The organism is Isosphaeraceae bacterium EP7 (genome assembly GCA_038400315.1).
In the GTDB taxonomy this organism is placed as follows: domain Bacteria; phylum Planctomycetota; class Planctomycetia; order Isosphaerales; family Isosphaeraceae; genus EP7.
In genome coordinates, this window is sequence record CP151667.1 from 5,318,106 (window position 1) to 5,342,922 (window position 24,817).

Genomic DNA, 24,817 nt, shown 5'->3' on the forward strand with positions numbered 1-24,817 from the left:
TATAAGTGGAGGATAGGGGATTTGAACCCCTGACCTCTTGCATGCCATGCAAGCGCTCTCCCAGCTGAGCTAATCCCCCTGTGGAGGACAGAATTTAATGCTCCAGGGTGTCAGTGTCAAGCGTCCTGTGGCCAGGATAGCGAAATTCCGCGAAGTTGCTCCGAGAGCTAGCATGGGGATGGATTCATGTTCCTTCTGACGAATGATGATGGGATCGATGCTCCGGGCCTGGCGGCACTCGAAGCGGCCGTCCTTGGGCTGGGGCCGGCCTCGGTGGTGGCGCCGGCCTCCGCATACTCGGGGTGCGGGCATGTGGTCACGACTCATGGGGCGATCGCATACGAGGGGAGAGGCGATGGACGGACGGCAGTCCATGGAACTCCGGCGGATTGTGTCAGGCTGGCACTCCATGGGCTGACGCGGGGAGTGACATGGATCCTTTCAGGGATCAATTCGGGCGGGAATCTTGGTGCCGACATCCATCATTCGGGGACCGTTGCGGCCGTGCGTGAAGGAGTCCTGCACGGAATCCCGGGGGTGGCCTTCTCTCATTATCTGGTGCGAGGGCGGACGGTCGACTGGGAACAGGCGTCGCGCTGGACGGCTCTCGTCCTGCAAACGCTGCGCTCGCGGCCCCCTGCTCCTGGAAGTTTCTGGAACGTCAATTTCCCGCACCCCGCGAGTCTCGATCCGGAACAGTCGATCCCCGAAATTGTCTTCTGCGAGGCCGATCCATCCCCGCTACCCCTGGATTATCTGATCGACGAGGGAAAAGCGTTCTATCGTGGAGATTATCACACGAGGCAGAGGCGGCCCGGGTTGGACGTGGATGTTTGCTTCGGAGGACGAATTGCGATCTCGAACGTCCTGGCTTTGGGGGCGGGTCCGGACACAACTGACCGGGATGGAGCGAGGGACTGAGTTCCGATCCGATCGAAAAACGGGCTGCCGGGGGACAATTCGCGGCCGCTTGTTCCATTCGATCTAGCTCGAAAGCGGGCCGCAAGCGGCCCGAGGCTTGATCGTCGGATCGTTTGAGGTAAAGTAGATCTCGTCAGGCACCCGTAGCTCAATTGGATAGAGTACCGGTCTTCGGAACCGAGGGTTGGGGGTTCAAATCCCTCCGGGTGCACTTGCGAGCCGTCAGTCTTTGGACTTCTGTCGCTGCGAGGATGAGCCATCCTTGTCGGCGATGAAGACCCGTTCGTGCGGGAAACGTTCGAAGAGCGTTTCCGGCTTGCTGAAGTTCGTCGAAAGGACCTGCGTAGGATTTCCCGCAATCCACGTCGAGAGGTCGATGGCCTGATAGTGACCGGTGTTGAAGCCGATCAGCACCCGGCAGGGCTTGCTCCCGACATTCTCGATCGAGTGGCCGTAGCCCTGCGGGATGTAGCCGACGTCGCCCTTGTCGAGGGTCTCGGTGCGGTAGCGTCCGTGTGAGCCGAACAGAGTTACCGAGACGTGGCCCTCGATGACGTACTGCCACTCATCGGCGTTTGGGTGCCAATGCAGCTCGCGGAGACCGCCCGGCTCGAGGTCGAGAATCACGCCGGTAACCGTCCTGGCGATCGGGAATCGGTCCTGACCGAGACGCCACTCACGGCCTCCCTTGTGGACCGAGTGCGGCTCCTGCGCGAGGAGTTGGAATTTATGACTCTCCGGCGGCGAGACCATGGCCCCCTGTAGGTTGGGGGGTGTGGATTCGTCGGGGATTGGACCTCTCGCGAAGTAAACCTCATCCGTCGGGAAGCCGTCGAAGGCCGATTCCGGGAGCCCGAAGTTCTTGGCCAGGAGCGTCTTGGGGACGTGTCCCAGCCAGTCGGTGATGCTGAATGTGCCGAACTCGGAGAAATAGCCGTTGTCGAAGATGAGGATGAAGTGACAGGGCTTTTCGCCAAGACACTGGAGCATATGGCCGTGGCCACGGGGGAAGTACCAGACGTCGCCAGGCTCGAACTCGTTCGTCTCGGAGTTCCCTTCGGGACTGATCGCAGTGGTCCTCACGCGGCCCTCGATGACGAAGGCCCACTCGGCGGCGGTGGCGTGCCAGTGCATCTCGCGCATCGCGCCAGGCTCGAGGCGCATTGAGACGCCGGCGAGGCCCTTGGAGATGGGGAGTTGCTTGACGGTCGCCTCCTTGCCGGAGGATCCGCCGATCACCTTCCCTTCGGACTTCTCGAGCTCAAATTTGAAGGTCGGCAGCTCTTTGCCGGCGAGGATCTCATCCGGCACGTTGTTCTGGAAACTGGTGTCACCGGCCTCGGCCTTCGATACGGCGGCCAGCAGGCTCGCCGCGGCCGCGGTCCCGAAAAATCCCCTTCTCGAGACTTCCGACATCGACCTTGCTCCTAGAGAGGTCTCTCCAGAGACGAGAATGGGCGGACTTCGATCGCGGAGGCCACCCCCGAGGTAAATGAACAGCATCCCCGCGCATCCACATCACCCGAGGCCAGGGTCGCCCTGGCGAAGTTTGGAATCCTCGCCAGGGTGATTGTCAGGAGCAATTCGCCTGGACAACGATCGAATCAGCGGAGATTCGGCGATGAGGCGACACCGGGACCGTAGATTCGGCGGATAGGACCCAGGAGAGAAACGGAAGAGCGGGCCTAAATCGATCGTACGGCGTCGTAATCCGTGGGGTATGTTCGATCAAGGCTTGGCGAGATAGGAGTCGAAAACGCGAACCTTCTCGAAAGAAGCCTTGTTCTCCTCGACGAACCGGTCATGACGCGGATGTTCGAGATAATGGGCTTTCGCCGCCTTATTCTCGAAGACGACGTGCAGGGCGATGTCGAAATCCTTGACGCTGACCCCCGCCTCTTCGACGTCATCAGCATAGGTGCCGACGGAGAAATAAGTGACCCCTTCATGGTTGGTCAAGTTCTTCTGGCACGAGGCGATGAAGGCATCTCGGGCAGCCTGGCTGTGGTCCTTCAAGGTGAAGAACACCATGTGGGCCAGGGGGACATTGTCCGCCCGGGGAAGCAGCCTCGCGCCGGCGTCGACAGCCAGGCCGACCGTGAGCAATAAGGGCAGGACGAGGAAGACAGTCGGGGTCATCGCACGCATCATCCAACCCTCCGAAATTCGAGCCGAGCGGCCGAAGGCCAACATCCGGCTGGCCATCATGAACGGTCAAAGGGGCCGCCGCAAGCGATCCGGGCGACCATCAATCGGCCATGCCCTCAAGCCTCTCCCAACGCGCATAAGCAATCGCCAGGTCGGCCTGGATCCTGGACAGCTGCGCCGTGGTCTCGGCGATCTCGGCGCGATCCTTCCGATAGAAGGACGGGTCGCCCATCAGACCCTGGTGACGCGTCAATTCGGCTTCCATGGCCTCGATCTTGGCCGGGAAGGCTTCCAGTTCGACTTTTTCCTTGTAGCCGAGTTTTCTGCTCTTTCCTTTTTCTGCGCGCGGTGAAGAGGCATTCTTTGCGGGGGTCGCCTCCTGGATGGTCGCGGCACGCTGACGGAGATAGTCTTCATAGCCGCCGTCGTACTCGCGGACCTCTCCGCCGGGCTCGAACGCAAGGGTGCTCGTGACAACCTCATCGAGGAAGGCGCGGTCGTGGCTGACGATCAGCACAGTCCCGTCATAGTCGACGATCAGCGACTCGAGAAGTTCCAGGGTCTCGACGTCGAGATCATTGGTCGGCTCGTCCAGCACAAGGACGTTGGAGGGCTTGGTGAAAAGCTTGGCGAGCAGGAGACGGGTGCGCTCGCCGCCCGAGAGGGTGCGTACCAGGCTCCTGGCGCGTTCGGGGCTGAAGAGGAAATCCTGAAGATAGCCCATGATGTGGCGGGGCTGGCCGTTGATCAGGATCGAATCGTATTCGCTGACATTCCGCTGGACGGTCTCCTCATCGTCGAGGGTCGCTTTGAGCTGGTCGAAGTAGGCGACCTCGAGTTTCGTCCCCTGGCGGATTGATCCCGAGGTCGGCTCCAACTGGCCCAGCAGGAGCCGCAGTAGGGTCGTCTTGCCGGCGCCGTTGGGCCCGATGATGCCGACCTTATCGCCGCGCATCAGCGTCGTCGTCAGGCCGGACACGATCGGCGTACTTCCATACTGAAAGGCGACGTCCTTGGCCTCGACGACGAGCGTGCCGGATCGCTCGGCCTCCTGAACCTGGACGCGGGCGATCCCCTGCTTCTCGCGGCGCTGGAGGCGTTGGTCGCGCATCGCCTTCAGGGCACGGACACGCCCTTCGTTGCGGGTCCGGCGGGCCTCGACCCCTTTGCGGATCCAGACTTCTTCCTGGGCGAGCCGCTTGTCGAAGAGGGCCTGCTGGCGGGTCTCGGCGTGGAGGACTTCCTCGCGCCGAACGAGGAAGGTGGGGTAGTCGCACGCCCAGTCGTACAACTTGCCGCGGTCCAGCTCGACGATCCGAGTGGCCAGCCTCGACAGGAAAGCTCGGTCGTGGGTGACGAAGACGAGGGTGCCGTCAAACCGGAGGAGGAAGTTCTCCAGCCAGGCAATCGAGTCGATGTCCAGGTGGTTCGTCGGCTCGTCGAGCAGGAGGATATCGGGCTCGGCGGCAATCGAGCGGGCGAGCAGCGCCCGGCGTTTCATTCCCGAGGAGAGCGAGTCGAACGCCACGTCGGGGTCGAGCCCAATCCGTGAGAGAATCGTCTGGACGCGGTGGTCCTCGGCGAGCCGTGGGTGGCCGTCTTCTGGCAGGCCTTCGGCCACGACCTCGCCGACCGACTTGCTCAAGCCCTCGGGCACCTGCTGCGGGAGGCGAGCAACGCGGAGGCCGGACTGGCGTAGAACCTCGCCTTCGTCGGCGATCAGATCGCCCTCAACCAGGCGTAGGAGGGTGCTCTTCCCCTCGCCATTGCGGCCGAGCAGGCAGAGACGATCGCCCCGGGCGATCTGGAGGTCGACGTGATCGAGCAGCTTGGGGCCGCCGAAGGAGAGGGTGACTTCGCGGAGACTCAATAAGGACATCAGGCCGAACCTCTCCCCTACCTCGCGGCGTGCACGTTCGTTCCAGTACCGCATAGGGTAGCAGAATTCGGGGTGCGGCTTCGACCCCGACACGACGGCACATTGCGGAAGCTCCGCTGTCGGGATAGCCTCGACGGCTCCCGCGGGTCGAAGTCCCGCGTCGAGCCGCGACGATCGCGGCACCCTACCGCCTCAAGAGAGATGTCGATCATGCCGGCGATTTCCGGATGGCAGACGCGGTTCCTTCGCCAGTCGACCTGGTTTTTTTCGGCGTGTCTTCTCCTCAATGGTCCCGCGAGGACCGAGGTGCCCGCGGCCGAGGTGCCCGCGATTGACCTGACGAACGCGATCGTCTACCGGCCGCCTTCGTTGAGCAAGACCGAGCGTAAGGCGGTCGATCTTCTCGTCGACGAGGTCGCCCGGAGATCGCAGCTCCGCTGGGAGATCCTGGACATTTGGCCCCTCAAGGTCGGCCGGCCCGTGATCGCCGTCGGTAAGGCGAATGACCTTGCGGGCACGTCGACGCTTGATGGCTGGCTGGGTCAGCTTGCTGAGGCGAAGGGGGCCGAGGGATATCGCGTTGCTGTCGAGCCCGGCGGTGTCCTGATTGCCGGAAATGACTCCCGAGGAGTCCTTTTCGGCGTGGGCCGACTGCTTCGTGAGTTGAGGATCGATCGCGGGAAGGTCGTGGTCCCGGGTTCGTTTCGTATTGCCAGCGCCCCCGCAACGAAGCTGCGCGGGCACCAGTTGGGATACCGGCCGAAGACGAACTCTTACGACGCCTGGGATGTCGACCGCTGGGAACGATACATCCGAGACATGGCGATTTTCGGCTGCAATGCGATCGAACTGGTCCCTCCCCGCAGCGACGACGACGCTGACAGCCCGCACTTCCCCAGGCCGCCCATGGCCATGATGGTCGAGATGTCCCGGCTGGCGGATGAGTACGGGCTCGACGTCTGGGTCTGGTATCCGGCGATGGACGCTGACTATTCGGATCCCGCAACGGTCGCGTTTGCCTTGCGAGAATGGTCCGACGTGCTCGGTAAGCTCCCCAGGGTCGACGCCGTCTTCGTGCCGGGAGGTGACCCGGGGCATACCCGACCGAAGTTCCTGATGGACCTGCTGGAGAAACAGGCCGCCACACTGAGGAAACTCCATCCGAAATTGCAGATGTGGGTTTCACCCCAGAGCTTCGACGCCACCTGGCACGAGGAGTTCCTGTCCCTGGTTCGAGCGGAGCCGAAGTGGCTCGACGGAATCGTATTCGGGCCACAGGTCCGCGTAGGCCTTCCTGAACTTCGCCAGCAGATCCCCTCGCGTTACCCGATCCGCAACTATCCCGACATCACCCACACCCTGAAATGCCAGTACCCGGTGCCCGACTGGGACGTGGCCTTCGCCCTGACGCAGGACCGCGAAGTCATCAATCCGCGCCCACTGGGACAGGCGGCCATTTTCCGCGCCTGTCGGGCTGACTCGATGGGGTTCCTTACGTACTCCGAAGGCTGCCATGACGACGTGAACAAGATCGTCTGGAGCGGCCTGGGGTGGGACCCGGATGCCTCCGTTCTCACCATCCTGCGTGAGTACGGCCGATATTTCCTGGGCCATCAGTACGCCGACACGTTCGCGAATGGATTACTCGCGCTGGAACGAAACTGGCAAGGGCCGCTGGCGACGAATTCCGAGGTCGAGCGCACCCTCCATCGATTCCAGGACATGGAGCGGGCTGCCTCACCTGCCCTCCTGCGCAACTGGCGATTCCAGCAAGCCCTCTACCGGGCGTATTACGACGCAGCGTTGCGAGACCGGCTCATCGTCGAGACGGCAACTCAGCGAGAGGCCTACATGTGGCTGGGCCGTGCGGAGCGAATCGGTTCGACCCTGGCGATCGAAGGGGCCCGGCAAGCATTGCGGAGTGATGCGACCAATTCTGCTTCGGCGGATCGTCGCGGGCGTGTCTTCGAGCTGGCCGAGGCCCTCTTCCAGAGCATCGGCCTGCAGATGAGCGTGGGAAGGTACGGGGCGATCGCCCTCGGGCGCGGCACGCATCTGGACACGATCGACCTGCCCTTGAACGAACGCCCATGGCTGGAATTGAAATTCGCCGAGATCGGCAAGATGGCCAACGAAGGCGATCGCCTGAAAGCCATCGACGCGATCGTGCGCCGGACCGATCCCGGTCCGGGTGGGTTTTATGACAACTTGGGCGAACTCACCCGCCAGCCTCATCTGGTGCGGGGCATGGGATTCGAGGCAGATCCCGATTTCCGCCACTCGGCGGTTGTCGGGTTCGCCCGTCATCTCGACGGGCCGCTCGCCTGGTGCCGCAACGCCCAGAGCTTGTACGACCAGCCGCTGGAGATGCTCTATGAAGGGCTCGATCCCGAGTCCAGCTATCGCCTGCGAGTGAGCTATGCCGGCGACTCGCCCAAGGTCCCGATCGGCTTAGAGGCCGAGGGAACTCCGATCCACCCGATCCAGGCCAAGCCCGACCCAGTCGGTCCGATTGAGTTCGAGCTGCCATTGAAGTTGACCGAAGACGGGACACTTCGCCTGAAGTGGTCGGCGCAGCCCGGCCGCGGGGGAAACGGCCGAGGCTGCCACGTCACGGAAGTCTGGTTGATCCGGTCGAATCGCTGAGTGGCCAGGTCAACTTCACCAGATCAGGGCTTGGAGGCATTGGCGGGGGGATCGAGCACGCCGAGCGTTCGGAGCCATTGCTCGGCGAACTGGGGCCATTTTGCGACGTTGAACGACGACGGTCGCAGGCCATATCCATGGCCGCCCTTTGCATAAAGGTGCATCTCTGCTTCGACCTTGGCGTCTCTGAGCGACCTGTAGTAGATCAGGGCGCTCTCCACGCCCACGACATCGTCTTCGGTCATGACGATGAAGGTGTGAGGGGTCTGGCTGGTCACTTTCAGCTCGGGCGAGAGGGCGAAGTCTTTGGTGACCAGATAGGCGGGATAGATGAGGAGAGTGAAGTCAGGTCGGCAGCTCACCTTGTCCGTGACATCCACCTCGGGGTAGCCCCGCACGCCGTAGTTTGTGCTAATGGCCGCGGCAAGATGGCCGCCCGCCGAGAACCCGATCACGCCGATGCGGTCGGGCTTGATCCCGAGCTCGGTGGCCTTCGCGCGGACGATTCCCAGGGCACGCTGGGCATCCTGGAGCGCCGGCGTATGCCGCACGATCCCCTCAGGTGGGGGAACTCGATATTTGACCACGATCGCGGTTATGCCGAGCGAATTGAGCCAGGCGGCGACCTCGGTCCCTTCGAGGTCGATCGCCAGCACCCTGTAACCGCCACCGGGGAAGATGAGAACCGCCGTGCCGTTGGACTTCGATGGCTCGGGCCGGTGGATGGTTAAAGTCGGCTCAGTGATGTTGGAGAGGAGCAGAGTCGGCGCTCCCGCATTAATTGTCCTAGAGGTTTCTGGAGCCGCGTCTCCCGTCTGGCCGGGAGCCTTACCAGGCCAGAGGGGGATCGGCTTCTCCGCGGCTCTCAACGGCCCCGAGAGAAGCAGGGAAGGAATCATCGCGAGAACCAGTCGTCGCATCGTGTGTCGCTCCGAGGCAATTCCGGGAGCCGATGCGATCCGCACCGGACTCCGGACAACCGAGACGGACGCATGCCCGGAAAGATCTTGCTTGCGTGGGACTCGCGAAGTCACGGGACTTTTCGCGGAAATCCAAGTTTTCGCAGAACTTTCGGCGAGAACGAGACTTTAAGGTGTAGATGACGCTCCGATCATCGCGAAGCCCTCGATCCGGCTTGTCCGGGCATGATGTGCCGGATAAGTTCGTCGACGACTTCGGGCCTAAGCCGGCCATCGCGCCTCACGAAGAGGCGGCCCTTCGCCGGGCGAGAAGTTCCAGGCCTCAGTTACGTGGAGAGTTGCCGTGAGCACCCGCCGCAAATTCCTGTCCGCCATCCTCCCCGCCTTCGTCGCCGTCGGACTCATCGCCGGAGCGGCCTTCGCCGACGAGCTCTTCGGCGTCCTGACCGAGGTCGACCTCGACGCCAAGAAAGTGACCGTCGTCGAGAAGGGGACCGACAAGGAAGTCATCGTCACCGTGACCCCCGACACCGAATACGTCACGCCCAAGGGCTCGAGCAAGGCCGAGCTGAAGAAGGTGGCCAAGGCCGTCGAGAAGGCCAAGGAGAAGGGTGCCAAGGGGATTCAGGTCAAGGTCGAGCATAAGGGTGGCGTCGCCTCGACGATCACCGCGGCCCCGCGCAAGAAGGCCCAGCCGAAGGATTGATCCCAGATCAATCGGACAGCCTTCTGTCCAGGCGAAACGGGCCGCGCCATTAAGGCGCGGCCCGCTGCCGTTTCACGATCGTCGTCGACCGGATGACCCAACCAGGCCGGCGACTTTCGCCGCGACCAAGGCATCGACCTCGGCGATGGCCGCGTCCGTATCGGCCTGGACGGCGTTCAGCGATCCGCGTCCGCGCGAGACGATCTGCTTGCGAGAGTCCTGGCGGATCCCCCGGATGGCGATCTTGGCCTGCTCCCCGAGCGACTTGACGTGCCTGGCCACCTCATCCTGCTGTTCCACGCTGGCCGGCGGCACGCCGACGCAGACGGTGCTCGGGTTGAGGGCGTAGGCGTTCATCTTCGCCTCGACGAGCGTCCTGACGATGGCAGGGACCGTCGCGGGATCGAACGGGCTGATGTGCACCTGATCCCCCTGGACACGCATCGCACCAAGCTTGCCGATCGGGACGAGATTCCCTCGGATCGAGACGCGAAAGGTCTCCAGGAAGCCGACCCCGACCTTTCCGGGCCGGATGCCCGCAATCTGCTCGGCGAATAGCTTGATCGTCGATTTCATGCGCCCGGACCAGTCGCTCACGATGCATTTTCCCCGGATGAATCCGTTGGCTTGACCTGAGAGGCCAAAAAGCACTCGCGGCCTGACGTCGATCTTGCCAAGATGAGAGTGTTGCGTTCGAAGTGCGACGACGCAATCCCGCCCGCCCCACCAGCGCCGATCGATCTCCGCCTGGCTCGCCCCGACTCGACGAGGTGCCCGCGATGCGTCCTAAACGTGTTTGCCAGTCGGCGTCCGCCGCGATGGCGTTCTTCGTCATGGCCCTGTCCGGCTCATCCGCCTCCAGCGGCGGCGAACTGGCCCGGATCCCGACGACCCGCGAGCAGCGGACGCTGGAATTTCGGTCGCTCCCGCCCGTCCCTGATCCTCCGACACCGGCGGGTGAGAACCCGATCGACTCGATCCTGGCAGGCTGGCGTAAGGCCCAGAAGACCGAGCTCAGGGCTCCGGTCGATGCGTCGCTGTTCGCACGCAAGATCCACCTCGATCTGATCGGGCTTCTCCCAACGCCGGGCGATGTCGAGGTCTACAAGGCCCGTCCGGATCCGGCAAAGACGGCCGACGCTCTTCTGGGCGACACCCGGGGCTATGCCGAACACTGGATGACGTTCTGGAATGACCTGCTGCGCAATGACGAGCAGACGAGCATCGACGGCCTGCGCAAGCCCATCACCCCATGGCTTTACCGGTCTCTGGTCGAGAACAAGCCCTATGACCAGATGGTCGAGGAGCTTCTGAGCCCCGGGCCAGGCGGTCCCGACGGCTACCTGATGGGCGTGAACTGGAGAGGACGGGTCAACCTGAGCCAGCGGCCACCCGTCCAGGCGGCCCAGAATGTCGCGCAGGTCTTCCTCGCCACGTCCATCCGCTGCGCCTCGTGCCACGACGGATTCACGACCCCCTGGAAGCTGAAGGACGCTTACGGACTCGCGGCCTTCTTTTCCGAGGGGACCCTCGAGACTGCCCGCTGCGAGAAGCCGACGGGCGTCTTCGCCCCGGCGAAATTCCTCTACGACGGCCTCGGAGACGTGGCTGCCGATGCCGACTTATCTACCCGACGGGCCGCCGTCGCCGGGATGGTCACCCGGCCCAAGAATCCTCGCTTCGCCAGGGTTCTGGTCAATCGCCTCTGGGATCGCCTGATGGGCCGGGCCCTGGCCGAGCCGATCGACGAGATGACCGAGCCGACCTGCGCCGAGCTACTCGACTGGCTGGCGTATGACTTCATGGGGCATGACTACGACCTCAAGCACACCATCAAGCTGATTGTCACCTCCAAGGCGTATGCCCAGTCGGTTGCCGAGGGAGAGGCCGTGGGAGAGCCCAACGAGCTAGGCCCGGTCCCGCGTCGCCTTTCTGCCGAGCAGTTCATTGATGCCTTCTCACGGCTGACTGGCTACTGGGCCCGCCCCGCCGAGTTGATGAACATCCCGCTTGACGGTCCCGAAGTCAGGGCCTGGCGTCATCGGAGGCCGAGCCCGCTGGCCGTTGCTCTGGGGCGGCCCACGCGTGAGCAGGTGACGACCAAACGCGTCGAATCGGCCACCGTGTTGCAGGCCCTGGAAGCGACCAACGGCAAGACCCTGGGCGACCTGGTCTCGAAAGGCGCCGAGACACTCCTGGCCTCGGATTGGGCCAAGGACGCAGACGCAGTCAAGGCCGCGAACTTGCTCTTCCTCCGTGCTTATTCCCGCCCCGCGAGCCCCGAGGAGCTCGCCTTCGTCGGGCCGATGCTGGGGCACCCCGGAGACCCGGTGGAAGCCCGGCGCGAAGGGCTGGAAGACTTGCTCTGGATCGTCATCAACAGCCCTGAATTCCAGGTCATTCGTTAATCGGCATCGCAATCGACTCGAACCTTGGAGCAAACTCATGCTCGATCCGAACTCGAACCCGCGGGACGGCCGACGCGAATTCCTCAAATCCATCGGGCTGGGCGCGGCGACCGTCGCCACCTTCGGCGGCCGTGCCTGGGCCGAGGATGGGCCGGCGAAGGATAAGGACGCGCCCGCGGCGACAGCCGACTCGATGATCCTCCTCTGGATGGCCGGCGGCCAGGCGCACACCGAGACCTGGGACCCGAAGACGTACACCCCTTATGTGAAGGGGATGGAGTCGAAGGCGGTCATCTCGACGTTTGATTCGATCCCGACCTCCGTCGACGGCCTGCGCATCTCCGAGGGGCTCCCCGAGTGCGCCAAGGTGATGCACAAGGGAACCCTGATCAAGACCTTCCAGGCGCCCGATCTGGGGAAGATCCTCCACTCCCGTCACCAGTTCCACTGGCACACGGGCTACGTCCCGCCGCAGTCGGTCAACGTGCCGTCAATCGGCGGGTTCATGGCCAGGACGCTCGGGTCGAGGTCCAAGGGAGCCCCCGCCTACGTAGACATCGGCCAGCGGTTTGATGTGGGCGGCGAGGATTTTGAGGTCAAGGCGTTTCACACCGCCGGGTTCCTGGGCGACGACTACGGCCCCTTCTTCGTGCCGCAGCCCGCCGAGGCCACGACCGTCGTCCGGCCCCCCACGGGCATGTCTCGCAAGCGGTTCCGCGACCGGATGGAACGGTTCCACAAGCTTCAGGCCCTCAAAGTCGCCGGCTCATCGAGCAAACTGGGCGACGAATATATCAAGCGAATCGACTCCGCCTTCGAGCTGATGGAATCGCCCGCGGCGAGCGCCTTCGACCTCTCGCTGGAGCCGAAAGAAGTCTACGACAAGTACAATACCGGCCGATTCGGCCTGGGCTGCCTGCTCGCCCGCAGACTGGTCGAGGCGGGCTCTCGATTCATCGAAGTCACCACCGAATATATTCCCTTCTTTGGCTGGGACACCCACGAGGACGGCCATGCCCGACTCGTCGAGATGATGAGGTCGATCGACATGCCGATCGCTCAGCTCATCCGCGACCTCGACGAACGAGGTCTCCTCAAGCGGACACTCGTCGTCGTCGCCTCGGAGTTCAGCCGCGACATGCTAATGGAGGGAAAACCCGGCGAGCCGGTCGACGATCAGGTGGTGGTCCCCGACCTCGTCACCGAGCCGAAGCACTACGGGATGCACCGTCATTTCACCGGAGCCGGCTCGGTTGTCGTCTTCGGCGGTGGCGCCAAGCAGGGCCACGTCCACGGCGAGACCGCCGACGAGCGGCCGTTCACCAGCGTGAAAGACCCGGTGACGATTTCCGAGCTGCACGCCACCTTCTTCACCATGATGGGTATTCGCCCCGACCACGCTTACGAGATCGACGAGCGGCCTGTCTACGCGACCGAGGACGGCAAAGGCAAGCCGATCCGGGGGATTCTCGCGTAAATTGCAGCTCGATCAGGCCCCGGCCCGGCGAGAGGGCCGGGCGAGGTCGATCCATTCGATCGCGGCAAGGCTCGCCGGAACCGATTGCGCATTGGCCTGATGCGGGACGACCCCGAGTAACGGGACATCGCGCAGCCAACGGACGAGTTCCAGCGGGTTGGTCTCGCCGGCGACGCCGAGATCGCCCGACGTTGGCTGGGTCAGGACGACCCCGGCGATTCGGAGGCCGCGGAGACGCGCGGCCTCGACCGTCAGGATCGTGTGATTGAGCGTCCCCAGGCCGAGCCGGCCGACGATGATGAGCGGGTAGTCCAGGTGCGACGCGAGGTCGGCCAGCGTCGCATCCTCGGCGATCGGACAGAGCAGGCCGCCGATCCCCTCGACAATCAAGACCTCGGAACGCGTCGTCCAGGCAGCGACCGCCGCATCGGTCCGGTCGAAGATGAGCTGGCGCGTGAGCCGCCAGCCGGCCCTGCGAGCCGCGACGGGCGGGGCCAGCGGCTCGTCGAGCAGGATCGGGACGACGTGCGAAAGCTCGACTCCGGGACGCGGTCCCAGCGCATCCATCAAGAACCGTGCATCCTCCGGAATTCCATCCTTCCGATCGATGACCGCCCCAGTGGCCAACGGCTTGAGCGCACCGGCAGCGATCCCGCTCAACCCGAGCGATCGGAGGATGGCCGAGGCGACGAAGGTTTTGCCCACGTCGGTATCGGTCCCTGTGACGAGCAAGCCTGGAAGGCTCATCGGGAATTTTCCTCGGTAATCCGCCTGACGCAATCGATCAACGCATCAATAAGCAGATCGATGTGCTCAATCTCGGCGGCGAGGGGGAGCATCACGACGAGGACGTCGCCGAGCGGACGAATCAGGACGCCCGACTCGCGGGCGAGGCGGCAGACGCGAGCCCCGACCTGATCGGAGAAGGCGTATCGTTCTCGGGTGGCCCGGTCCTTGACGAGTTCAATGCCGGCAATGAAGCCTTTACGGCGGACGTCACCGACGTGCACAAGCTGCGCGAGGTCGACCAGGCGAGCGGCGAGGTGGTCCATCTTGGGAACGAGGGTTTCAAGCGTCCGCTCTTCATCAAAGACGGACAGGTTGGCCAGCGCCACGGCCGCCCCGAGCGGATTTCCGCCGTAAGTGTGCCCGTGATAGAACGTCTTCCCATCCGCCGGGGTGCCGTAGAACGCAGAAGAGATCCGATCGGTCGTCAGGGTCGCCGCGAGCGGCAGATAGCCGCCGGTGATCCCCTTGGCCAGGCAGAGGAAGTCGGGCCGCACCGATTCCTGTTCGCAGGCGAAGAGAGTCCCGGTCCGGCCGAAGCCGACGGCAACCTCGTCGGCGATGAGCAGAGTGTCGTGCTCGCGGCAGAGTCGTTCGACCCCTTTCAGATAGCCGTCGGGCTGGACGATCATCCCGGCGGCGCACTGCACGGTGGGCTCGATGACGACGGCCGCGACCTGACCGCGATGCTCGCGCAAAACCTTGTCCATCTCCGACAGGCAGGCAAGGCCACAGGTCTCGCGGGCCTGGCCGAGCGGGCAGCGATAACAGTTCGGCGAGGGCGCACGCAGGCTTGGAAAAAGGATATCGCCGAACATCGCGTGGAACCGATCGACGCCGCCGACGCTCACGTCGCCCAGGGTATCGCCGTGGTAGGCGTCGGTAAGCGAGAGGAACAGGGTCCGCGCGGGCTCCGGATCGGGCTTCTGGCGCCAATATTGATAAGCCATCTTCAGGGCAACTTCGACCGCCGTGGCGCCGTCGTCGGAGTAGAAGACGCGATTCAGGCCCGCGGGAGCACGTTCGACCAGCTCACGCGCCAGGCGGATCGCCGTCGGATGGGTCAGGCCCAGCATCGTGGTGTGGGCGATCTGGTCAATCTGATCACGCAGGGCGGCATCGAGTTTCGAATGACGATGGCCGTGGACGTTGCACCAGAGAGAGCTGACGCCGTCAAGGTAACGGCGACCCTCGGAATCTTCGAGATAGACCCCCTCGCCCCGCTCGATAATGAGCGGAGTCGACTCGGCCCAGGCAGCCTGAGGGGTGAACGGGTGCCAGAGGTGGGCGAGATCCCAGGCCCGGAGCGTGGCGTCGTCTGGCGTGCGAAGGTTCATCGATGGGTCTCGAGGCGGAAGCGGACGGGAGTCCCTGGCCCTGCGCCGAGCAAGGCTGCGGCGTCGCCATTGACGACGGCCACCTCGACACGGTCGGTGCTGCCGAACAAGGCGATCAGGGTGCCCGGGAGGGATTCGCCGTAGGTAGGTGCAAACGAGTCAATGGTCGTTCCGGCGATCTCGATTCGCCACGCCCGTCCGGCCAGCATTCGGGCATCGACATTCGTGATGAGGTTGCCGAAACGATCGCGGTAGAGGACCTGGCCGAGGATTCCGCCGGGTGCTTCGCACGGTTCGAGGCCCGGCAGCGACATGAGTTGCGTGAGAGCCGGGCCAAGTTCGCGGGCGTCGCCGCCGATCAGGAGATGGGCGGCGGCCGGGGCGAAAATATCTCGGCCGTGGAACGTGGCGGAAACTACGGGCCGACGCAACGCCGGGTTGACCAGTTCGACGATGAGTTCCACGCTCCGTCCGGTCAGCAATCCCCCCAGCAGGCCGTTATCGGGCGCGACGAACCAGTGGCCGTCGATCCGGGCGGCGATCGGGAGGCGATCGGTCCCCACGCCAGGGTCGACGACCGCGAGGTGGACAGTTCCCGCGGGAAAGACGTCGATCAATCCGGAGAGGACAAAGGCCCCCTCCGCGATATTCTGGGGCGAAATACCATGGCTGACGTCGACGAACTGGGTACTGGGGGCAAGCCCGAGTACGACCCCCTTCATCTGAGCGACGTAGGGGCCATCGCTCCCGAAGTCGGTCGTCAGCGTCAAGATGCCCGGCTTCATCGGCGGCTCGCTTCGAAAGTCGAGGATTCAGCGAGGGCCGCCTCCCCCCGTCCTGGGCGTACCGACCTGGTCGAGGTCTGGTCCCCACCCTAGCCCTGGATCAGGCCTTGGCCTGGTGCCGGGCAGTGATCTTTGAGGATATTCCCCCCCTCGGCGTGAACTGGCCAACGACCGTCATGCTTCGAGGCTGACAGGCGGCGACAAGATCGTCGAGGATCGAATTGATCGAATGCTCGTAGAAGATCCCCCGGTCGCGGAATGCATTCAAGTAAAGTTTGAGGCTCTTCAGCTCGATGCAAGTGGCGGCCGGGACGTAGGTAATGAGAATCGTGCCGAAGTCGGGCTGGCCTGTCTTGGGGCAGACCGCGGTGAACTCAGGGCAGGTAATCTCGATCTCGTACTCGCGATCGGGGAACTGATTCGGGAACACTTCGAGGGACATCGAGTCGACTCCGGTCCGGGTGCGGCGCGGCCCCAGAGGCCACGTCACGAAACGGGACCGGGTCATTTTATCGAGGAGCCGCCGACGGCGTCTCCCCGACTTCGACGAATCCCTATCGCCGTAGCTCGACGACCAGAGATCCCGGGGGCTCGTCTCCCACCGTCACTGCCCCGTACGTCTTGGGCTCCACTCCGTGGTCGGCCGAGTAGTCGGTCACGCGTGTGAAGCCGGCCTCGCGAGCGAACGCTTCGAGGATCTCCGCCGTGTAGGCGTATTTGTGCTGCCCCTCGCAGAAGAGGTAGTTGACCGCCTGCGAGGCAGGTTCCCGGAAGGCCCTGGGCCAGTCTTCGATCACCTCGCCCCGGGCGACGGCCAGAGCGTGTTGGAAGCTGGGAACGGCAATCCGGGCAACTCCATCGTCCTTGAGGATCCGGCGGATCTCCTTGAGGAGCGCCACCGCCTCGTAAGGGAAGAGATGCTCGATCGTGTGCGACGAGTAGACCAGCGTGCAGCTCGCGTCGGGGAACGGCAACGTGTTACGCAAGTCGATCCAGAGGTCGATCTTGCGCAGGACATTACCGTCTGCGTTGATCAGGCCGTCGAGATATTTATGCCCGCAGCCGAGGTGCACATAATGTCCCTCGGGGTGCTTGGATCCGCCAAGGCGATAGCGGGCCGAAGCATACCAGGTGGCGGGAAGGCAGGCGTAACGGGAAAAGAAGAAGCAGACATCCTTGATGCTCTGGCGGATCATCCTGGGCTCATTGAGGCTGAATTCAATTGACCGGGCCGCATCCGAGGGAGGACGCATGCAGACAATCCGCCGCGCCGGGCCCGAGGAGCCGGATTATGCCCCGGTCAGTCCGTGCGGGTCCAGAGGTTTATCTGACCCTGTCGGTCCAGCCTCGGATCAGGGGAGGGTTGAAGCCACCGAGCTTCGCGTGCCAGCGAGTTCGATGGCATGCTCCAGGCGAGCGAGATTCATCGGTGTCGCGCCGGAATCTCTCCAGAGGATGACACCACTTCGGTTCACCAGGACCATGGTAGGATAGACCTGAATGTGGAGCAAATCTTGGATCTTGGACGGAACCTCAGCATCATCGAGGAGGACCGAATAGTTGACGCCCAGCTTCTTTGCGACTGCGGCGACATTCTTAGCCCGGGAATCAATCGGCCCCTTCTCGCAAGCGATGCCCACAACCTGCAACGTCTTGGGACCGTATCGCTTCTGTAGGGCCGCCAGCCTGGGAATCGATTCGAGACATGGCGCGCACCAGGTGCCCCAGAAGTCGATCAGAATCAGGTCGGAGTCGAAGTCTTTGAACTGAACGGTCTGGCCTTCGAGATTGGGCAGGCTGAAATTGACGATGCGCTGGTTATTCGGGTCGATGGCGGCGGTCGTGGTGCCGGCCTGTGGCGAGGGTTTCCCCTTGGCTCCCGCTCGAGCGAAGCCGAAGCGGCGTCGCGTTGAAACCGGCTTCGGCCCGACGGTCGCGACAGGGGTGGGTAAACCGGTAATTTCTGTTGGGGCCGGACCTTCGGCAATCTTGATCGGGGGTTTCGTCCCAGACGCGAGTTTAGTCGAGGGCTTCGCGACAGGCTTCGGAAGTTCGCCCCAGGATGGACGCTGACGCTCAGTCTCGACGTCTGATTCACTAGCCGGAAAATTCGCCAGCACAACCGGATCGGCGGTCGGCTCGGGTTTCGCGACCGCGAGCGATTTGTCGGGACTAACGTCCTCGTCCGGAGTAGCATCGGCAACCGAGGGCGGCGCTGTGGGCTCGGGGACCGGAAGCTCCGCGACCTTCACCTCGGCGACGGGGACGACCTGGGGAGGCGGGGCCTTGCTTGAGGTGCGAAAGGCTCGCTCGATCAGGGCCGTCTCTTCGGCGTCTGGCCTCTTTGGCGTCGTCGCTTCGGATCGCGCGGGGGGAGCGACCTCCTCCGGCTCGTCGTCGGGAAGGATTGGATCGGGATCGGGAGAAGAGACGCGTCTCGACTGCCCTTGATCCTCGGCGTCTTTGCGGTCCAGGACCTCCGCAGCACCCTTGCGCCAGGCGTTGACAGTCTCCGCATCGGCCTGGGGCGGGACGTCTTCATCCGACTCGCGACGGGCGACTCGCGTCCGACGCGCGGGGGGCAAATCCTCGTCATTGGCCATGACGGAGTCGTCGATTATATCGGACTCCTCGACCGACACCTCTGGATCGGGCTCACTCGCTTCGCTTGCCCGCTTAATCGACTTGCCGGAATGAACAGAGCGGACTTCCCGGAGAGAAATCCGTACACCCGATTCGGGGGCGTTGGCCTCGATCCTCCCACCGAATCGGCGCTCGCCGTCTTCGGTGTCTGCGAGGAGCGTATAGGTCTCGCCGGTTTCGAGGCCACGGATCGTGAAACCGCCCGCTCGATCGGTCTTCGTTTCCTTGACGCGGCCGCCCTGCACGGAGCCGTCCGCCACGCGAACCCGGACGCCTTCGAGCGGGGATCCCTGCTCGTCGACGACTCGGCCCGAGATCCTGTCACCTCGTGGAGTATTGGCTTCCAGCGGGGATCGATCGGCGGTGACGCTCAGGCCGGGCTCGCCTGACACGGCGGGAAGCGGGCTATCGCCGATGGAGGCGACGGTCGAGATGCCATCGGGTGCGGTCGTGACCACTTCGGGGCGCAAGCCACGCGTGGACGAGCAGCCGGCGCAGCAGGCCAAAGCAATCGAGAACAACTGGCTCAGGTGAAGCATCGCGCGACGTGAGGACATTGGGGGACATCTCCTCCTGAGCAAGCCCAACCGGCGTCGTACGGCTGAGGGCCAGGGTCTCGCGAGATTGAACCCGCGCGGACGCCAGGCCCCGTCCTTCCTCCGCGCCGGAGGTGACCAGGGTGGTTTGAATCCCGGTTGATGTCTCGTCTGATGATCGGCGGTTTGAAACGGGCGACTTGAGCAAGTCCGAGGTGGGTTTGCGGGCAAGGTATCCGAACGAGCGTCTTTAGCCCAGGCGAATTCTTACCGTCAATTCCTCCGGGCGATCTCACGCATCGACAACCCGATCAACGACCGGATCTCCTCGGCATCGTCGGCGTCGGGGACGGCTTGCAGGTAGGCATTGAACGCCCTGATCGCCTCGCCCGGCCGGTCAGTCCTGACGCAGACGAGCCCGAGGTCTCGCTGCTCGATGGGGTTGCAACGATCGATCGCCACAAGCCGCTCGATGACGCGGCGTGCGGCGGCGTAGTCGTCGCGGCGGAGTAGCTGCATTTTCAGGTTGCGGAGCATCCTGGCCACGATCGATTGCGGACGAGCGGGGGCCAATTGGAATGCACTCAGCTCGACCGGCTTGCCGACAACCCGGGAGATCTGGCGGGCACAGCCCGGGGGGTCCAGGAGGGCCCCCGAGTGGAATGCGTCGACGTAGATGGGGAAATCTCCGTCGATCCTGAGCATGAAGTGGGCGGGCAGGTTCACGCCGTCCATCTCCAGGCCGAGTCGTTCGGCCACGGCGCGATAAAGGAGGCAGAGGCTGATGGGAATCCCTGTCTTCCGTTCCATGACCTCATGGAGATAGCTGTTGCGCGGGTCGTCGTATTCGTCCTCGTTGCCGGTGTACCCTTCCTCAATGAAGAGCACCCAGTTGATCTGGCCCAGGACGTGCGCGGTCCGGCAACCGGCGGGGCAACGGGCGCGGACTCGCTCGGAGAGGTCGTCGATCTTGGAGACATAGTCCCCGAGGGTAATCGTCGGGTCGGCGTCGCGCCCGATCTCCAGCGCGATGAGGGTGAGATCGGCGGCGGGGTCGCCCGCGAGCAGCTTGCGGAACTCGGGGCTGTGCTCGAACTTGGTTGGCACGCGACGGCTCCCTCCGTGTCGACGATCCCGGGCCTCCCGAGGGGAAGGGTACGGACGTTCTCGTCTGGATCTCAAGGATAATCGTTCGACGCCATCGGAGCAATCGCCGGACATGCGGGGATGGCCGGGGTCGGCCCCCCCTTGCAAGGCGAAGGGCTGGAACGTAGCCTGAATCGCGCGGGGTAGTTGGCCCGATTGGCCCGCCCGAACGTCCTAGCGGAGAACTCCGACGTGTCCGAGTCGCTCGATGCCCTGATCTCGCGGGCCAAGACCATCCGTCAAGACATCGTCCGGATGACGACCGAGGCCGGCTCGGGGCACCCGAGCAGTTCGCTCTCCGCGACAGAAGTCGTCACGGCGATCTACTTCGGCGGGTTCCTGAACTTCGACGTGAAGAACCCGACCTGGCCCGACCGGGATCGCTTCATCCTGTCCAAGGGGCACGCCGCCCCGGTCCTCTACGCCGCCATGGCCGAGGCCGGCTACTTCCCCAGGGAAGAGCTGATGACCTTGCGCAAGCTGGGCAGCCCGCTCGAAGGGCACCCCAACATGCTGCGTCTGCCGGGAATCGAAGCCTCAACGGGCTCGCTCGGCCAGGGCCTGTCGATGGGCGTGGGTTACTCATTGGCCGCGCGGGTCGACAAAAAGGACTATCACACCTACGTCCTGACCGGCGACGGCGAGCTCGGCGAGGGGCAGATCTGGGAGGCCGCCGCTTCGGCCTCCAAGTATCGCCTGGATAACCTCACCGTCATCGTCGACCGCAACCATTATCAGCAAACAGGCGCCGCCGAAACCGTCCTTGACATGGACCCGATCGACGGCAAGTTCGCCGCCTTCGGCTGGCACACGCAGGCGATCAACGGCAACGACATGGGCGAAGTCGTGACCGCCCTGCAGCGGGCCCGCGAGGTCAAGGGCCAGCCGACTTGCATCCTCTCTCTGACTCACAAGGGTCAGGGGATCCTCAAGCTGCTCGAAAGCCTGGGCGACCTGAACTTCCACGGCAAGCCCTTGCCCGCGAAGAACCTGGACGCCGCCCTGGCCGAGATCGGCTGACACAAGACAAGTTGGGTCCGCGGCCGAAACCTTGACGGGGAGGCCGTGGATCGACGCGCGCGGACATTGGGCAACGGCACACACGCTCGACTGACAAAGGTGGTAAGACGATGGCCGGAGCCGGCTCGGCGATCCAATCCAAGCGGGAAATTGGCAAGGCCACGCGCGACGCCTTCGGGCGAGCGCTTGAAGCACTCGGCGGGGTACATACCGACCTCGTGGTGGTCGACGCCGACGTGAGCAACTCGACCCGGACCGAGTGGTTCGGCAAGAAATACCCCGACCGGTTCTTCAACGTCGGCATCGCCGAGAGCAACCAGGTGGGAGTCGCCGCCGGCATCGCGGCCACGGGCAAGATCGGCCTGGTCTCCAGCTTCGCCGCGTTCATCACCTGCAACGCCTACGACCAGTTGCGGATGTCGGTCGCTTACCCCCGACTGAACGTCAAGGTCGTCGGCAGCCACGCCGGGATCTCGATCGGCGAAGACGGCGCCAGCCAGATGGGCATCGAGGACGTCTCCCTGATGTGCTCGCTGCCCGGCTTCGTGGTCGTGGTCCCTTCCGACGAGGAGTCGGCCAAGGCGGCTACTAAGGCGATGCTCGAGCACAAAGGCCCGGTCTATCTCCGCGTCGGCCGCCCCGACGTGCCGAAGATCTATGCCGAAGGCAAGTGCGACTTTACGCTCGGCAAGGCTATCGTCCTGCGTGAAGGTAAGGACGTCACCTTGGTGGCAAACGGCCTGATGGTCGCCGCCTGCCTGGACGCCGCCGACTCACTTGCCGGTCAGGGCATCGAGGCCCGCGTCCTCGACATGCACACCGTCAAGCCGATCGACCGCGACGCCCTGCTCGCCTCCGCCAAGGCGACCGGCGCGTTCGTCGTGGCCGAAGAGCACCTCGCCCACGGCGGCCTGGGCAGTGCTGTGGCGATGACGCTCGCCGAATTGCACCCGTCGCCGATCCGCTACGTCAATCTGGGCGACCAGTTCGGCGAGAGCGGCACGCCCGACCAGCTGATCGAGAAGTTCGGCATGACTCCGGCCAAGGTCATTGAGGCCGCCCATGCGGTCATCGCCGCCAAGAAGGCCTGAACCGACATCGTTCTTCATCGAGCAACGAGCCGCGGCCGTCGTGAATATCACGACGGCCGCGGCTCGTTGCATCGAGTCCATCGCTCAGTCCGATCGCGACGCCAATCCTTGATTGGTCTCGGCAGGTCGGCCAATGTGGTTACGCACATCGCCGAGCGGATTCACGCGTAACGGGAAATTGGGCCGATGAACGGCCGAACGGGCCAGGTCCGTTCGCAATCGTCGACGTCCTGCAAGGTCGCGCCCGAGTAGGCTCAGGGCGTCGCATTTCCCCCGCCAGAATGGCCCGAATCGACCGCGCATCAGCCTGGCCAGGCCTTGAGCCATGACGAATCCGGCATGCGGGACGACCGAGATCGCCAGCCAGGTCCTCGTCAGATTGGCCCAATACACCAGCTCGGCATTGCGTGCCATCTGCCGCTGTAAGCCGGGTCGGGCGTGGTCGAACGTGGCCGAGATGGCGTGCAGGATCCGGCACGAAGGGGCGAACTCACATTCGTATCCCGCCCATCGCAGCCTGAAGGCGAGGTCAACGTCCTCGTAATAGGACCCGAAGCTCGGGTCGAGCAGGCCCGATCGGCGCAGCGCCGATGCGCGATAGATGGCCGCTGCCCCGCTTGCTCCGAAGACGCGATCAGCCGGCCTGACGGCCCATTCGGCCGCGGACTCACCGTGCCCTCGCTTGGTCGGCCAGCCGAAGAACGCGTATGAGTCTCCCGCCGAGTCGACCCGATCCGGCTCGGACAGGACGAGCACCAACGGGGCAACCGAGCCGACGGCCGGGTTTTCAAACGGCCGTAGGGCCGCTTCGTACCATCCTTCGGTCACTTCCGTATCATTATTCAGGAGCTGGACGAATTCGCCTTTTGCGGCCGCGAGTCCGGCGTTCGCCGTCGTACAGAAGCCGCCGTTCTTCTCCATCCTGAGCAGGCGGACGGCCGGATGAATCGCGGAAATCCACTCGGCTGTTCCGTCCGTCGAAGCGTCGTCGATGACGAGAATCTCGACCCCCGGCGGCGAGTGCTGGTCCAGGCTGGCCAGGCATCGCTCCAGAAGCGCGCGGCCGTTGTAGGTCGGGATGACGACGGAAAGTCTCGGCGACGACCGCTCGATCAACGACGCCCCCTCCTCGTCCGCGCCGAGAGGCCCCGAAGCGGCTCGGGCTTGCCCCAGCTGGTCCTGCTCCAGCAGACGTGCTCGATGGTCATGACAAGGACCTTCAAGTCGAGCCAGAAATTCCAACGCTGGATGTAGTCGAGGTCATACTGCACCCGCTTGCGAAGCGACGTCCGGCCTCTCCAACCGTGCACCTGGGCCCAGCCGGTCATGCCGCCCGGCATGGCGTGGCGGAGGTCGTAATCGGGGACGGCCGTGCGGAACTGATCGACGAAGATGGGCCGTTCAGGTCTCGGGCCAACCAAACTCATATCACCCATCACGACATTCATAAGCTGGGGCAGCTCGTCGATGTTCGACCGCCTGAGCCACGAACCGACCCTGGTGCACCGCTGGTCGTAATTCGACGCCCAGATCGGTCCGGTCGCACCCTCGGCGTCGACGCTCATGCTGCGGAACTTGAAGAGCTTGAAGACGCGTCCCCCCTGCCCGACCCGTTCCTGGGTGTAGAGGATCGGCCTGCCGGACGTTACCCAGATGATCAAGGCCACGGTTAACAGAAGGGGGCTCAACAGCAGCAGGCCCAGAAGCGACGCGGTCGCGTCGAGGACCCGTTTCGCCAGGCGATCCCATCGCCAGCTGGCGTGGGTGTGGGGCGAATGGTATGGGGAGTGGCCCATCGGCCCGGCTTTTCGGTCCTCGCCCACCCAATGGACGCTGACCTCGGCGCGGTTCAGGCTGCTCAGGGCGGGCTCGAGCCGCTTGCCTTGCGGCCCGGACATGGCGACGACCAGGTGGGTGGCGCCCGAGCGAGTCACCACCTCGGCGAGGCTGTCGAGCCGGCCCAGGACGGGGACCGGCTCGGACTGCGAGTGCAAGGCGAGTTGCCGCCCGCGGCTCGGGCCGCCAGAATGGCGGGGGTGGCCGGCGTCGACGAAGCCGATGACGGGGAGATCCAGCCAGGGGCCGTCCCGAAGACTACGAGCCACGCGACGGCTGTCGCGATGGAAGCCGACGATCAGGACGCGGCCGGTGGCCACGGCCGGACTCGGCCATCTCCACCAGCGATTCCTGTCCAGGGGATTGTCCATGAGTCTCCACCGATCCATCGGCGTGGGATTCGGGGGCGGGGCGGGCCGGCGACGACTCTCCCTCACACCGCGAGCTGTCTGGCCATCCGTGGCGAAGCTCACTCGGATTTCCCTCAAGGCACTCCATCGGACGATCCGACGCTTGATTCCAGTTATTCCGA

21 protein-coding genes and 2 tRNA genes are annotated in these 24,817 nt (G+C 64.1%); 8 read left to right on the forward strand and 15 right to left on the reverse strand.

The genetic code is table 11. From position 1 onward, the window contains the following. Positions 1–6: 6 nt before the first annotated feature. Positions 7–79: transfer RNA gene (locus EP7_RS20680), tRNA-Ala, on the reverse strand. Positions 80–186: 107 nt separating this feature from the next. Here EP7_RS20680 and surE point away from each other — a divergent pair. Together surE and EP7_RS20690 are read left to right on the forward strand one after the other, a co-directional pair. Then, positions 187–921 (forward strand): 5'/3'-nucleotidase SurE, encoded by a 735-nt coding sequence (gene surE, locus EP7_RS20685; protein WP_463524042.1) that lies wholly within the window; start codon positions 187–189, stop codon positions 919–921. 137 nt (positions 922–1,058) lie between these two features. Beyond that, positions 1,059–1,132 (forward strand) — tRNA-Arg (locus tag EP7_RS20690). Between the two features lie 11 nt (positions 1,133–1,143). Here the strand turns inward: EP7_RS20690 and EP7_RS20695 are convergent. From EP7_RS20695 to EP7_RS20705, 3 genes are all read right to left on the reverse strand, one after another. Then, positions 1,144–2,337: a cupin domain-containing protein gene (locus EP7_RS20695; protein ID WP_463524043.1), complete on the reverse strand. Its 1,194-nt coding sequence runs from the start codon at positions 2,335–2,337 to the stop codon at positions 1,144–1,146. A gap of 312 nt (positions 2,338–2,649) precedes the next feature. Beyond that, positions 2,650–3,069: a Dabb family protein gene (locus EP7_RS20700; RefSeq protein WP_463524044.1), complete on the reverse strand. Its 420-nt coding sequence runs from the start codon at positions 3,067–3,069 to the stop codon at positions 2,650–2,652. Between the two features lie 100 nt (positions 3,070–3,169). Beyond that, the gene (locus EP7_RS20705) at positions 3,170–4,948 is read right to left on the reverse strand and encodes an ATP-binding cassette domain-containing protein (protein WP_463524045.1); all 1,779 of its coding nucleotides are present in this window, start codon (positions 4,946–4,948) and stop codon (positions 3,170–3,172) included. A 306-nt stretch (positions 4,949–5,254) separates the two neighbouring features. Here EP7_RS20705 and EP7_RS20710 point away from each other — a divergent pair, with 306 nt between their 5' ends. Continuing rightward, positions 5,255–7,594: a hypothetical protein gene (locus EP7_RS20710; protein ID WP_463524046.1), complete on the forward strand. Its 2,340-nt coding sequence runs from the start codon at positions 5,255–5,257 to the stop codon at positions 7,592–7,594. A gap of 23 nt (positions 7,595–7,617) precedes the next feature. On the opposite strand, the gene EP7_RS20715 is transcribed toward EP7_RS20710, so the two are convergent. Further along, positions 7,618–8,514, reverse strand: a complete 897-nt coding sequence (locus EP7_RS20715; protein ID WP_463524047.1) for an alpha/beta hydrolase — start codon at positions 8,512–8,514, stop codon at positions 7,618–7,620. Positions 8,515–8,857: 343 nt separating this feature from the next. On the opposite strand from EP7_RS20715, the gene EP7_RS20720 reads away from it, so the two are divergent. Beyond that, a complete protein-coding gene (locus tag EP7_RS20720) occupies positions 8,858–9,220 on the forward strand; it encodes a hypothetical protein (protein ID WP_463524048.1) in 363 nt (120 codons plus the stop codon). Positions 9,221–9,292: 72 nt separating this feature from the next. Here the strand turns inward: EP7_RS20720 and EP7_RS20725 are convergent, their stop codons facing one another. After that, on the reverse strand, positions 9,293–9,796 hold the full coding sequence (locus tag EP7_RS20725) for a ribosome-recycling factor (RefSeq protein ID WP_463524049.1): 504 nt from the start codon (positions 9,794–9,796) through the stop codon (positions 9,293–9,295). A gap of 203 nt (positions 9,797–9,999) precedes the next feature. Between EP7_RS20725 and EP7_RS20730 the strand changes: the two genes are divergently transcribed. Further along, positions 10,000–11,628, forward strand: coding sequence for a DUF1553 domain-containing protein (locus EP7_RS20730; RefSeq protein WP_463524050.1), 1,629 nt, complete (start codon positions 10,000–10,002; stop codon positions 11,626–11,628). A 37-nt stretch (positions 11,629–11,665) separates the two neighbouring features. Next, positions 11,666–13,105 carry a DUF1501 domain-containing protein gene (locus EP7_RS20735; RefSeq protein WP_463524051.1) on the forward strand — a complete coding sequence of 480 codons (1,440 nt, stop codon included), beginning with the start codon at positions 11,666–11,668 and terminating at the stop codon, positions 13,103–13,105. 12 nt (positions 13,106–13,117) lie between these two features. Here the strand turns inward: EP7_RS20735 and bioD are convergent, their stop codons facing one another. The 7 genes from bioD to EP7_RS20770 form a co-directional block, all read right to left on the reverse strand. Beyond that, on the reverse strand, positions 13,118–13,852 hold the full coding sequence (gene bioD / locus EP7_RS20740) for a dethiobiotin synthase (protein WP_463524052.1): 735 nt from the start codon (positions 13,850–13,852) through the stop codon (positions 13,118–13,120). Next, positions 13,849–15,228 (reverse strand): adenosylmethionine--8-amino-7-oxononanoate transaminase, encoded by a 1,380-nt coding sequence (bioA, locus tag EP7_RS20745; RefSeq protein ID WP_463524053.1) that lies wholly within the window; start codon positions 15,226–15,228, stop codon positions 13,849–13,851. The genes bioD and bioA overlap by 4 nt, the downstream gene beginning before the upstream one ends. Next, positions 15,225–16,013, reverse strand: coding sequence for an SAM hydrolase/SAM-dependent halogenase family protein (locus EP7_RS20750; RefSeq protein ID WP_463524054.1), 789 nt, complete (start codon positions 16,011–16,013; stop codon positions 15,225–15,227). Before EP7_RS20750 ends, bioA begins: the two co-directional genes overlap by 4 nt. Positions 16,014–16,113: 100 nt before the next feature. Continuing rightward, the gene (gene queF / locus EP7_RS20755) at positions 16,114–16,455 is read right to left on the reverse strand and encodes a preQ(1) synthase (protein WP_463524055.1); all 342 of its coding nucleotides are present in this window, start codon (positions 16,453–16,455) and stop codon (positions 16,114–16,116) included. Positions 16,456–16,567: 112 nt separating this feature from the next. Then, positions 16,568–17,266 (reverse strand): class I SAM-dependent methyltransferase, encoded by a 699-nt coding sequence (locus tag EP7_RS20760; protein WP_463524056.1) that lies wholly within the window; start codon positions 17,264–17,266, stop codon positions 16,568–16,570. Positions 17,267–17,365: 99 nt separating this feature from the next. Continuing rightward, positions 17,366–19,213: a redoxin domain-containing protein gene (locus tag EP7_RS20765; protein ID WP_463524057.1), complete on the reverse strand. Its 1,848-nt coding sequence runs from the start codon at positions 19,211–19,213 to the stop codon at positions 17,366–17,368. A gap of 252 nt (positions 19,214–19,465) precedes the next feature. Then, positions 19,466–20,299 carry a SirB1 family protein gene (locus EP7_RS20770; protein ID WP_463524058.1) on the reverse strand — a complete coding sequence of 278 codons (834 nt, stop codon included), beginning with the start codon at positions 20,297–20,299 and terminating at the stop codon, positions 19,466–19,468. A 231-nt stretch (positions 20,300–20,530) separates the two neighbouring features. Here EP7_RS20770 and EP7_RS20775 point away from each other — a divergent pair, with 231 nt between their 5' ends. Both EP7_RS20775 and EP7_RS20780 read left to right on the forward strand, forming a co-directional pair. Continuing rightward, positions 20,531–21,358, forward strand: coding sequence for a transketolase (locus EP7_RS20775; protein WP_463524059.1), 828 nt, complete (start codon positions 20,531–20,533; stop codon positions 21,356–21,358). A gap of 110 nt (positions 21,359–21,468) precedes the next feature. Continuing rightward, positions 21,469–22,449: a transketolase family protein gene (locus EP7_RS20780; RefSeq protein WP_463524060.1), complete on the forward strand. Its 981-nt coding sequence runs from the start codon at positions 21,469–21,471 to the stop codon at positions 22,447–22,449. A gap of 84 nt (positions 22,450–22,533) precedes the next feature. Here EP7_RS20780 and EP7_RS20785 read toward each other — a convergent pair whose 3' ends face one another. Together EP7_RS20785 and EP7_RS20790 are read right to left on the reverse strand one after the other, a co-directional pair. Then, positions 22,534–23,565, reverse strand: a complete 1,032-nt coding sequence (locus EP7_RS20785; protein WP_463524061.1) for a glycosyltransferase family 2 protein — start codon at positions 23,563–23,565, stop codon at positions 22,534–22,536. Next, complete coding sequence (locus tag EP7_RS20790; RefSeq protein WP_463524062.1) at positions 23,562–24,656, reverse strand: exopolysaccharide biosynthesis polyprenyl glycosylphosphotransferase; 1,095 nt, start codon at positions 24,654–24,656, stop codon at positions 23,562–23,564. Before EP7_RS20790 ends, EP7_RS20785 begins: the two co-directional genes overlap by 4 nt. Positions 24,657–24,817: the final 161 nt, after the last annotated feature.

Excerpts from the sequence above, each read along its gene's own strand:
- EP7_RS20730 (WP_463524050.1), top strand. The coding sequence starts at position 10,000 with ATGCGTCCTAAACGTGTTTGCCAGTCGGCGTCCGCCGCGATGGCGTTC.
- EP7_RS20790 (WP_463524062.1), bottom strand. The coding sequence starts at position 24,656 with ATGGACAATCCCCTGGACAGGAATCGCTGGTGGAGATGGCCGAGTCCG.
- surE (WP_463524042.1), top strand. The coding sequence starts at position 187 with ATGTTCCTTCTGACGAATGATGATGGGATCGATGCTCCGGGCCTGGCG.
- EP7_RS20760 (WP_463524056.1), bottom strand. The coding sequence starts at position 17,266 with ATGCGTCCTCCCTCGGATGCGGCCCGGTCAATTGAATTCAGCCTCAAT.
- EP7_RS20780 (WP_463524060.1), top strand. The coding sequence starts at position 21,469 with ATGGCCGGAGCCGGCTCGGCGATCCAATCCAAGCGGGAAATTGGCAAG.
- queF (WP_463524055.1), bottom strand. The coding sequence starts at position 16,455 with ATGTCCCTCGAAGTGTTCCCGAATCAGTTCCCCGATCGCGAGTACGAG.
- EP7_RS20695 (WP_463524043.1), bottom strand. The coding sequence starts at position 2,337 with ATGTCGGAAGTCTCGAGAAGGGGATTTTTCGGGACCGCGGCCGCGGCG.
- bioA (WP_463524053.1), bottom strand. The coding sequence starts at position 15,228 with ATGAACCTTCGCACGCCAGACGACGCCACGCTCCGGGCCTGGGATCTC.
- EP7_RS20735 (WP_463524051.1), top strand. The coding sequence starts at position 11,666 with ATGCTCGATCCGAACTCGAACCCGCGGGACGGCCGACGCGAATTCCTC.
- EP7_RS20725 (WP_463524049.1), bottom strand. The coding sequence starts at position 9,796 with ATGAAATCGACGATCAAGCTATTCGCCGAGCAGATTGCGGGCATCCGG.
- EP7_RS20700 (WP_463524044.1), bottom strand. The coding sequence starts at position 3,069 with ATGCGTGCGATGACCCCGACTGTCTTCCTCGTCCTGCCCTTATTGCTC.
- EP7_RS20750 (WP_463524054.1), bottom strand. The coding sequence starts at position 16,013 with ATGAAGCCGGGCATCTTGACGCTGACGACCGACTTCGGGAGCGATGGC.
- bioD (WP_463524052.1), bottom strand. The coding sequence starts at position 13,852 with ATGAGCCTTCCAGGCTTGCTCGTCACAGGGACCGATACCGACGTGGGC.
- EP7_RS20765 (WP_463524057.1), bottom strand. The coding sequence starts at position 19,213 with ATGTCCTCACGTCGCGCGATGCTTCACCTGAGCCAGTTGTTCTCGATT.
- EP7_RS20715 (WP_463524047.1), bottom strand. The coding sequence starts at position 8,514 with ATGCGACGACTGGTTCTCGCGATGATTCCTTCCCTGCTTCTCTCGGGG.
- EP7_RS20705 (WP_463524045.1), bottom strand. The coding sequence starts at position 4,948 with ATGTCCTTATTGAGTCTCCGCGAAGTCACCCTCTCCTTCGGCGGCCCC.